Origin of the sequence: Candidatus Alcyoniella australis (assembly GCA_030765605.1) — a bacterium.
Classification (GTDB): Bacteria; Lernaellota; Lernaellaia; order JAVCCG01; family Alcyoniellaceae; genus Alcyoniella; species Alcyoniella australis.
In genome coordinates this window covers 1-9,538 of record JAVCCG010000086.1, presented here as the reverse complement: position 1 = coordinate 9,538, position 9,538 = coordinate 1, and the positions used below count along the sequence as shown (strand labels likewise).

At 61.5% G+C, this 9,538-nt stretch carries 9 protein-coding genes; 3 read left to right on the top strand and 6 right to left on the bottom strand.

All coding sequences use genetic code 11. The features are described 5' to 3' along the window. The coding region (locus P9M14_09625; protein MDP8255997.1) for a hypothetical protein at nt 1-1,015 on the bottom strand (1,015 nt) is incomplete at its 3' end. A 119-nt stretch (nt 1,016-1,134) separates the two neighbouring features. Here P9M14_09625 and P9M14_09620 point away from each other — a divergent pair. Next, nucleotides 1,135-1,542: a hypothetical protein gene (locus tag P9M14_09620; GenBank protein ID MDP8255996.1), complete on the top strand. Its 408-nt coding sequence runs from the start codon at nt 1,135-1,137 to the stop codon at nt 1,540-1,542. Nucleotides 1,543-1,560: 18 nt separating this feature from the next. Here the strand turns inward: P9M14_09620 and P9M14_09615 are convergent, their stop codons facing one another. Next, nucleotides 1,561-2,220 (bottom strand): HAD-IA family hydrolase, encoded by a 660-nt coding sequence (locus P9M14_09615; GenBank protein ID MDP8255995.1) that lies wholly within the window; start codon nt 2,218-2,220, stop codon nt 1,561-1,563. A 179-nt stretch (nt 2,221-2,399) separates the two neighbouring features. Between P9M14_09615 and P9M14_09610 the strand changes: the two genes are divergently transcribed. Both P9M14_09610 and P9M14_09605 read left to right on the top strand, forming a co-directional pair. Next, on the top strand, nt 2,400-3,077 hold the full coding sequence (locus P9M14_09610; GenBank protein ID MDP8255994.1) for a hypothetical protein: 678 nt from the start codon (nt 2,400-2,402) through the stop codon (nt 3,075-3,077). An 83-nt stretch (nt 3,078-3,160) separates the two neighbouring features. Continuing rightward, nucleotides 3,161-3,685: a gamma carbonic anhydrase family protein gene (locus tag P9M14_09605; GenBank protein ID MDP8255993.1), complete on the top strand. Its 525-nt coding sequence runs from the start codon at nt 3,161-3,163 to the stop codon at nt 3,683-3,685. 76 nt (nt 3,686-3,761) lie between these two features. On the opposite strand, the gene P9M14_09600 is transcribed toward P9M14_09605, so the two are convergent. From P9M14_09600 to P9M14_09585, 4 genes are all read right to left on the bottom strand, one after another. Then, nucleotides 3,762-4,964, bottom strand: a complete 1,203-nt coding sequence (locus tag P9M14_09600; protein ID MDP8255992.1) for a glycosyltransferase family 4 protein — start codon at nt 4,962-4,964, stop codon at nt 3,762-3,764. Nucleotides 4,965-4,966: 2 nt separating this feature from the next. Beyond that, nucleotides 4,967-7,312, bottom strand: a complete 2,346-nt coding sequence (locus P9M14_09595; GenBank protein ID MDP8255991.1) for a polysaccharide biosynthesis tyrosine autokinase — start codon at nt 7,310-7,312, stop codon at nt 4,967-4,969. An 8-nt stretch (nt 7,313-7,320) separates the two neighbouring features. Beyond that, on the bottom strand, nt 7,321-8,322 hold the full coding sequence (locus tag P9M14_09590; protein MDP8255990.1) for an SLBB domain-containing protein: 1,002 nt from the start codon (nt 8,320-8,322) through the stop codon (nt 7,321-7,323). 328 nt (nt 8,323-8,650) lie between these two features. Then, nucleotides 8,651-9,355, bottom strand: coding sequence for a PilZ domain-containing protein (locus P9M14_09585; GenBank protein ID MDP8255989.1), 705 nt, complete (start codon nt 9,353-9,355; stop codon nt 8,651-8,653). Nucleotides 9,356-9,538 lie beyond the last annotated feature (183 nt).

The following is a 9,538-nucleotide window of genomic DNA, read 5'->3' as shown; positions in this document are numbered from 1 at the left end:
GGCGCAGGTCGTCCTCGATCGTCCACTGGTAATCGCGCGCCGCCTGGCCGAAGTTGGCCAAATAGATGTAGTCGTACCAGACGTTGTGCGCTTTGTGGACCGTGGGGCGGACGTTTTCGTCAAAGACCTGCCTGTAGAACGCCAGACGGTTGGGGTCGCGCTCGAGACGTAGAATGTTGAACCAAGTCTCGTGGCTTAGATTGAGCCCGTAATGCTCGTAGTAGCGGTTGAAGAAGCCGATCTTTGCATCGATCGGCAGCATCGGAGCCACCTTTTCAAAGCGCTCTTCGTAGAGTTTCCAGTAGTAGGGATCGTCGGTGACGTGGGCCTCGATCAACGACCAGTCCAGTTGCATGGTCGGCGTAATCTGCGCGGCCACGGTGCTCGGCGTGCCGGTCTCTTTGATGATGAACCAATAGTAGAAGCGCGCGGTGTCGACCACCTCGACGATGTCCTCGCGGATCATTTGGCGAATCTCCTCGTCGTCGAGCAGATCGTAGGCCACGGCCATTCCCAGGAACCAGCCGGTGTACTGATCGCGGCTGGTCTCGCCGACCCAAAAGCTCCCCTCGTATTCGCCTTCGCCCTGATGGTAGCGACTGTGCCCCCCGACGTAGCCGCTGTTGTAGGGCGCCTCGTCCGGACCGGCGTAGCGTGCGATGTAGCCCGGGCTGCCGGTAATTTTGAGGTGGGTATGCAAGGTCTGCACGGCCTTGACCGCGTTGTCAAAGGCCTGCTGGTCGCCGGTCACCGCGTAGCGGTACGCTTCGCCCGCAAGGTAGGTTCCGGTCCAAATCGTCGAATCGCCGGTGCCTCCCAGAGACTGGATCGCGCTCAGCGTCTCGTCGGTGAAATGGACCTCGCTCGCACCGCCGTAACCCGTGGAACACCACTGCTGAAACCACTGGTCGTACTCAACGGCCTTGTCCTCAAGATACTGATCGTCCACAGCCACGGCCGCCGCGGGCAGCAGCAACAGGGCGACGCTGATCAACAGACGCATTAACAGACTCATCGGCATCCTCCACTACGGGTGCGTTAAGCTCGTCGGATTTTACATTAAAAGCGCTTCGCGGTCTGCACGGCTTGTGGCATGCGACGCACTCTGATATTTCAGGTTTGGGGGTAAGCCCAATGAAAAGAATATCCTTGGCGTTGGTGATCGTCTGCCTGGCCGCCTCGATGCTGCTGCTTGCCACTGTGCAAAATGCGCGGGGCGACGACTGCGGACTGATCGCCGATTCGGACCTGCGCAACTACTGCCGCGGCGATTGCGGGTTCATCGATGATTCGGACCTGCGCAATCTGTGTCGCGGCGATTGCGGATTTATCAACGATTCGGACTTGCGCAATTACTGCCGTAAGGACTGCGGGTTCATCCAGGACTCGGACCTGCGTAATTTCTGCCGCGGCGAATGCGGGATCATCAAGGATTCGAACCTGCGCAACCTGTGCCGCGGCGACTGCGGATTCGTCACGGACGCCGATTTGCGCTCCCTGTGCCGCAGCGGCAAGAAGCTGCCCTACAAGGCCGTTAAATAGACCGGTCCGAATTATCGATCAGGGTTGGTCGCTGAACAGCCGTCGGATCAGGCCGGAAATCTGGTCAAAACTTTGGGCCACGGCATCGGGGTCCAGCTGTTCAAGCTGCTGTGGATCGCCGAATCCGTAGAGTGCGGCGATCACCTTGCAACCTGCCGCGTGGGCCGCTCGGATGTCGTACTCCGTGTCGCCGATCAGCACGCTGCGGCGCGGCTCGCACTCCAGCAGATCGCAGGCCCGCAGGATCAACGCCGGATCGGGCTTGGGTAAAATGTCGGGATCCGTGCCGAGGATCAGCTCGAAGTGCTCGGCCAGGTCCATCTTCTGTAAAAGCTGCTGAGCCATGTACGAGCGCTTGGTGGTGACCACTGCCATCCGATGTCCGCGTAGCTGCGTCAGAGTTTGCTTCACCCCGGCAAACGGCTTGGAGTAGACGTCGCAGTGGTCAAAGTAGTAGCTCTTATACTCGTCGGTACAGGCCTCGATCGTCTCGGGCGAGGGCTCGTGCATCAGCCCCTGGAACGTCGCCTCGAGGGTCGTGCCGATGTAGGGCAGAACCGACTCGATGGGTGCCTTGATGCCGCCGTAGAGCTCGATCGCGTGATTGATCGCCTGGGCGATGTCCATTCGCGAGTCAACCAAAGTGCCGTCGAGGTCGAATAACAGGGTAGGTTTCATTGGCCGCAGATTCTAACCGCGGCTTGCGCAGTTGCAAAGTGCATATGCAAGAAAAGGGACTTCGTGCGCTCGATGGGCGGACGCTTGACAACACTGGATTGCGGAGGGTAATACATGGCTGGTTACAGTTCGATACAGATTGCCTGCGATTGGGTTTGGTCGCGAAAGGAGAATTTCCAATGAAGAGATTCAGGGTCCTCTATCTGCTGATCCTGCTGTGTTCTCTGGGCCTAGTGCTCGGGCTGGCAGTGTCGTGCGACCAGGGCGACGACGATGACGACGACGACCTTGTCGACGACGATGACGACGACGATACGGGCGACGACGACGATATTGGCGACGACGACGACGACCCGGTGGACTACGACATGGTTATCGACGGGTTCGTCCCGGCAATGACCTTCGTGGTGCTCTACGGCGGACAGATGCAGGCCGACGGCCAGGATTCCATCGCCCTGTCCGGCAGCCACATCATGTTTATGTTCCAGCCCTCGGCTGCGCCCACGGCAGGCCAGTACGACCTGACCTGGGACTATAACGATACGTCCACGCAGCCCGCGATCATGGTCATTTATATCCACAATATGACGATCAACATGGACATGACCTTCACCTACGAGAAGGCGTTCATGTGCTACAACGGCACCTTCGATGTGGCCTCGACCGGCGATATCGGCGCCTACTTCAGCGCCTCTGCCCTCGACGCGCAGATGATCGAGGTAATGCTGGTCGACCAAGGCGGCGGCAACATGGCGATCCAAGTGATGCCCGAAGGGCGCAAAGCCCTGATGCAGTTAGGACACCTCGAGTGCGGAATCGCCTCCTATCCTCCGGGAATGGGCGACATCTGCATGTAGCCGATGATGCAATTATTCCACAGGCCCCGGACCTCTCCGGGGCCTTTTTCGTGCTTTGCGCATGAAATTAAAACGAGGAAACCATGATCGTTGATTTCAAGGGAATCACGCCGCAGATCGATCCCTCGGCCTGGATCGCGCACAGCGCTCTGGTGCTCGGCGACGTGTGCATCGGCGCGCAGTCCAGTGTCTGGTACAACTCCGTGGTGCGCGGCGACGTCAACCGCATCCGTATCGGCGCACGCAGCAATATCCAGGATTTGAGCATGGTGCACGTCACGCGCGACCTGGCCGACCTGTGCATCGGCGACGAGGTGACGATCGGGCATCGCGTGATCGTCCATGGCTGCAAGATCGGGGACCGGGTGATGGTCGGCATGGGAGCGGTGATCCTGGACAACGCGCAGATCGAATCGGACGTGATCATCGGCGCCGGATCGCTGGTGCTTCAGGGGCAGCAGATTCCCGCTGGTGTGCTGGCAGTGGGCCATCCGGCCAAAGTGGTGCGCGAACTCACTGAGCGCGACCTGCAATGGCTTAGGCTCTCCGCAGCTCACTACGTCGAGACCTCAGCGGAACACGCTGAAATCGCGCTTCCTAAATCTTGATTACTTATTGTTATTATATGCTTACAGCACAATAGCTAAAGCATTTCATTAGCAACGTTACTGTATCTATTTGTTTTTATACCATGTCATCTATTTGCCGCTGTATTTCCGCCCGATCCAGCCCCTGTGCAGCCAGCCGATGGACCAGGGCGATGCGCGCGCCGTACAGGTCCCAGGAATAGGGGGCCACTCGCGCTCTGGCAGCTTGTCCCAGTTGCGTTGCCAGCTGCGGATCGTCCATCAAGCGTTGCACGGCATCGGCAATCGCCTGCGCGTCTCCGGGCGGCACCAGCAGCGCCTCCTGCTCGTGGCGGGCGATCGACCCGGCGTTGGCCGTGGTGATCATCGGCGCGCCCGCAGCCATCGCCTCGTAGGTCACCAAGGCCGAACCCTCCTCATAGGTCGGAAAGACAAAGGCGTCGGCAACCGACATATAGCCCGCGGGGTGGGGCACGAAGTCGAGGAAGACCACCTTGTCGCGGGGAAAGTCCAGCCGATCGATGATCTGCCTGGCCTGAGCGTCAACGACGCCGGCCATGTTCAGGATCAGATCGCTTCCGCGCTGGTGCAAAATTTTGATCGCTTTGAGCAGCGGCACCACGCCCTTGCGTAGGCTGACCTGGCCGACAAACAGCAGCCGATACGGTCCGGACGGCCTGACGTTGAACTCGGGGTGCGGCCAATCGACCAGCGGGTCCACGCCGAACGGGACCACGATCAGGTTGTCCCGCGAGTGGCCGTTTTCCTCGAAACTGCGTTTGACGAACTCGCTGGGCACCACGATCAGGTCGGCGATCCGGTACTCATCGAGGCAGCGCGCCACCACCGCGGGCATGATCGGCTCGCGCTTCACGCCGACCTCGAGGCCGGCCTCGGCGATCAGCCGCGCCTGGCTGAGAATGTGCGTGGATCCACGGGTTAGGATTGTGCGCTTGCCAGCGCGTTGCGCCAGTTCCAGCGAGCGTGGGGCCTGGGCGGTCCAGCCGTGGTACAGCGGGTGGTCGTTGTCGACCATCCTGCGCTGCCAGCGGTCGAAATCGAGGTTCTTCAGATAGTAGTAACTCTGGTCCGACAGCGGCCGCACCAGGCGGCGCGGCAGACGAAACGGGCGGCGCTGCACCAGCTCGTCGGGCAGGATTCCCCGTTGCACCCCTTGGCACGCCAACTCGCCGAGTAGGCCCGCCCGGAAAAGCCCCAGGGCCGCGTACTTGGCAATGCGCCCGATGCCTCCGCCGTTGAGGTGCGCGGCGATGCTGTAGAGGCAGGTGGCTTGGGACAAAGTCAGGGTCGCTTGCTGCGGGCCCTGCGGCTGCGCTTGCGCTTCACGGACCCCTCGTCGTCTTGGTAATAGTAATAGTAGCCGTAGTGCCCGCCGCCGGCCATGCTGATGTTGTTGCTCACCACACCCAGCAGGTTGGCGTCGACGTTTGCCAACAGGCTGATCGCCCGCTGCACCGCATCGGCCCGGGCCCGGCCCAGCTCAACCACCAGCAGTGTGGCGTCGAGCATCGCCCCCAAAATCGCGGCATCGGTCACGGCGATCACCGGCGGCGAGTCGAAAATCAACATCTCGTATTCCTGGCGCAGCTCGTCTAGCAGGCCGCGCATCGCCTTGCTGTACATGATCTCCGTGGGATTGGGCGGAATCGGACCGGAGGCGAGCACGTCCAGCCCCTCGATCTGCGTGGAGCGGACCACATCGCGCCATGCGTTCTGGCCGGTGAGCACGTTGGTCAATCCAGGCTCGCGCTCGATCTGGAAAATGCGGTTGATGCTCGGCTTGCGCAGGTCGGCGTCGATCAGCAACACGCGCCGTCCGGCCGCGGCTATCGTCACCGCCAGGTTGGCCGAGATCGTGCTTTTACCCTCGCCGGGTCCGGCGCTGGTGACCAGCAATGTGTGCAGCTTGTGGTCCGGGTCGCCGAACTGCAGGTTGGTGCGCAGCGAGCGGAAGGCCTCGCTGGCCGGACTCTTGGGGTTGAGCCTGGTCACCAATTGCGGCGAGATGCCCGGCGGAGCCTCTGCTCCGCGACGCGAATCGGCGATGCGCGGAATCGTGCCGTAGCTGGGCTTGCCGGTCAGCCGCTCGACCTCCTCGACGGTACGGATCGAGTCGTCGACGAACTCGAGCAGGAACGCCGCGCCCAGGGCCGCCAGCAGCCCGACGATCAGGCCCATCAGTAGGTTGAGCTTGACCTTGGGCCGCACCGGCACCTTGGGTACGATGGCGCTGTCGATCACGCGGATATTGCCCACTGTGGCCGCCTTGGCGATCCGCGCCTCCTCGCGCTTCTGCAGCAGCAGGGTGTAGATCCCTTCGTTGACCTGCCTGGTGCGCGCCAGCGACGCCAGATCGCGCTCGGTGCTGGGCAATTGCCCCAGCTGCGCCAAATAGTCGTCGACCACCCCCTGCAGGCTCTGGGCGCGGCCCAACAGCGTGGCACGGCTAGAGAGCAACACCTGCTCGATGTTGTCCTGGACTTGTTCGATCTGCGCCTGGACCGCGCGCACCTCGGGGTGGTTCTCGGTCAGAACCGACAGCAGGCCGCGGCGTTGCTTGACCAGCTCGGCCAGCTCGATCCCGTGGGTCGAGAGCACCACGTCCTCGCGCTGGACCGCCGGCAGCATGGTCAGCGCCTGCTCGGCCCGGCCGGCGAGCAGGTGGTCAAGCACCTGCTGCACCTCCGTCGCGCGCATCCGTACTTCGTAGAGTTGGGCCTCGAAGCGCGCCAGCTGCTCGATCAACGCCTCGGCCTCGGAGGAGAGCAGCATCACGCCGTTCTCGGACTTGAAGCGCTGCAGCTCGTCCTCGCTGCTGTCCAGTTGCTCCTGAACCACTTGCAGCGAGGCCTGGATAAAGCTCAGCGTCTGGCTGGCCTCGGCCGACCTCTGCTCGATGTTCTGCCGACGGTAGATCGTCACCAAGGCGTTGACGACCCGCGCGGCCAACAACGGATCGCGGCTGGTGTAGCTTACGCCGATGATGTTGGTCTTCTCGCCGACCTGCCGCACGCGGGTGTTGTCCTGGACCTCCCACACCGCCTGCTCGAACGGGACCTGAACGATCGAGAGCAGGTCGCCCCGCTTGGCGCGCACATTGTCGATCCGCAGCGTCAGTATCGGCGTCTTGAACAGTTCTTCGGACCGGGCCGTGCCCATCGTCCCGCCGTCCGGATCGCTGATCTCGAAGGCGCCGTTCTCGTCGACAAAGCGCAGCTCGTAGGGACGTCCCATTTGCTCGGGCGGCACGTTGAGCTCGACCAGCTGGGCGTAGGCGTCGCCGTTGCCGATGATCCGCCGGTCCAGCTGCAGCTCGCCCACGACCCCCTCGGCCACGGTGCGGCTGCGGATGATCTCCATTTCGTCCGCCACCGGGCTGCCCTTACCGAGCTTGGCCAGGTCGGAGAGCAGCGTATCCTGTCCGCCCTCCTCAAGGACCTGTACAGTGCTCGACGCCTCGTACAGCGGAGTGGCGAGAATCGTCCAAATTGCGGTCCCGATGAAAACCACGGCAAAGGTCAGCGCGGCGATCAGCCGTCGGCGATAGATGATCCGCAGGTAGTCGGCCAGGCTTGCGGCCTCGCTGCGCCCGCTATGAGCCGTGGGGTAGGGCATGCCGCGATTCAATCCCTCACCTACTGGACCAGGGATTGTGCTGCCGCGGCATCGACGATGATCCGCGAGAGGTTGGGCAGCAGCTGCTGCATGGCGCGCTCCCACTTGGTCAGCCCGGTGGCCGGCACAAAGACGATGTCGCCCGGCTCGAGATCGAAGCGGTCGAGCTGCCGTCCGCGCAGTACGTCGCGGAAGTTGACGGTATAGACCGTGGGCTCGGCCAGGCCTCCGCGCACAACCTGGACACCGCTTTTATAGGCGTAGTTCTCGTTGAAGCCCCCGGCCTCGGCGATCGCCTCGGCCAGCGTCAGCCTGCCGTGGCGCATTACCACCACGGTCGGCAGGTTGACCTCGCCCAGCACGTAGACCCGCAATGTGCTGGCCGAGGGCACGTAGATCAGGTCGCCGCGCTGAACCGGCAGATTCCGTCCGGTCTCGCCGCCGCGAAACAGCGCACGAAAATCGACCGGAACCACGCTGTCCTCGCGCACTAAAAAGGCCTCGGAGAGGTTGGCGTCCTGCGTCAGGCCGCCGGCCAGACCCACGGCCTCAATCAAGGTGGTTTCGCCACGACCGGCGAACACCCCGGGCTGCAACACCTCGCCGAGCACAAAAAACTTGCGCGAGCGATATTCGATAATCTGCACGTCCACCTGCGGATCGCGGAGAAAATGGGCGAGCAGAGCGGTCAGCTCGATCTGCAACTCGACCACGGTCAATCCCGCTGCGGGCACCCTGCCGACCAACGGCACGAAGATCGCGCCGTCCGGGTCGATCGGTCCCTCTTTGAGCAATTCCTCGCGTCCGTAAACCGTGATCAGCAGCAGGTCATCCAAGCCCAGGGTATACGGCCCGGCCTGGGTCGGGGGCAGGGCGGAAGCACCCGGACGCTCGACGCTGATCAACGGTTGCTCCGCGGTCTGGGAGTCGGGGCCGACGTTCTTGGCGCAGGAACACAGGGTCAGCAACACGACCAGTATGATCGCTGTGATTTGCGGCCGATATTTCCCTGTAACCGCCATCGAGCACTCCCTCTGTCTCATAAATAATCTAGGTTATGCTCGATATAAGTCTTTGGCAACCCGCAATAACCGTTGTACGGCAATGGCATCAGCCGCTGTAATAAACCTGCTTGATCCGCCTGGGCACTATGGTATGTTGGACCTGAGTCCTGCAGTGATCGTGATGGCGATAACGATCGATTGACAACACAAACTCCTAAGTCCGAGGCCCGAGCATCCACCAGATGGAACTGCTGGCCTGGACAACCTATTTGTAACAGTCAGTTCGCAATCTCCTCGCCACACGACACATGCGGGGCTTCCTTTATTTTGATTCCCCCCGCATCAATTATTCGGATCCGCTCTTATCGGGCCAGTGGAACTCGTAGAGGTGCTTGAGGTACTTCAAGTAGTCCAGGAAGCGGGCCTCGTTGGAGCCGGCGAAGGACAGGATGCGCACTCCGGCGCCAAAGGGGTGGTCGAGGCTGTCCTCGTCGCACTGAAAACTGGTCATCACCTCGGCCAGGCAGTACAGCGGATCGAGATTTTTGCCGCAGAGCTTCATCTCAAGGTGCTGGCCGACTTGCAGCATCCGCCGCGTGCGCACGTAGAGCCCCTTGGCCGCCACGTCCGCAGTGGCCGCCTCCAGCAGGTCGAGAACGTCGTCGCTATAGATCTCGAGGATGTCGCTGTAGCGCGGATGCTCGCGACGCTCGAAATCACGCTTTGTCAGCTGCGCGACGTAGTCGATATACGTCAGCGGCGGCTCGATCAGGCGCACACCCATCATGAACTTGTGCGTGGCGATCACCGGCAGCGAGCGGCTCCAACTCACCACTCCGCCCAGCTGCAGCGTCGGGTTCTGCGGGATGTTCACCTCGACACCCAGCTCCACGCCGATCTCGAGGTTGCGGTTGCCGCTGATGCCGATTCCCTTTTCGGTCATGTTTTGGATATAGACCGCGAAGCGCTCGTCGGCGTAGCTGACCATGGCAAGCAACTGGCGTGATACGCGCAGTCTCAATCGCTGTTCTTCTCTTTTTTCATTATCCATATCGATCCCAATCCCAGTTGAACCTAGCAGTATGTTCAGTGGGGATGCAACAATTACCGCGGCCGGCAATGCAAAGTATGCCCTTCTTTTTTAAATCGCAGGCCAGTAGAATGTGACCTTCGTAAATCCAACACTGGCTACGAGGTCGTCAGGCATGCCTAAAAGCGAAGCCAACTGCATCTT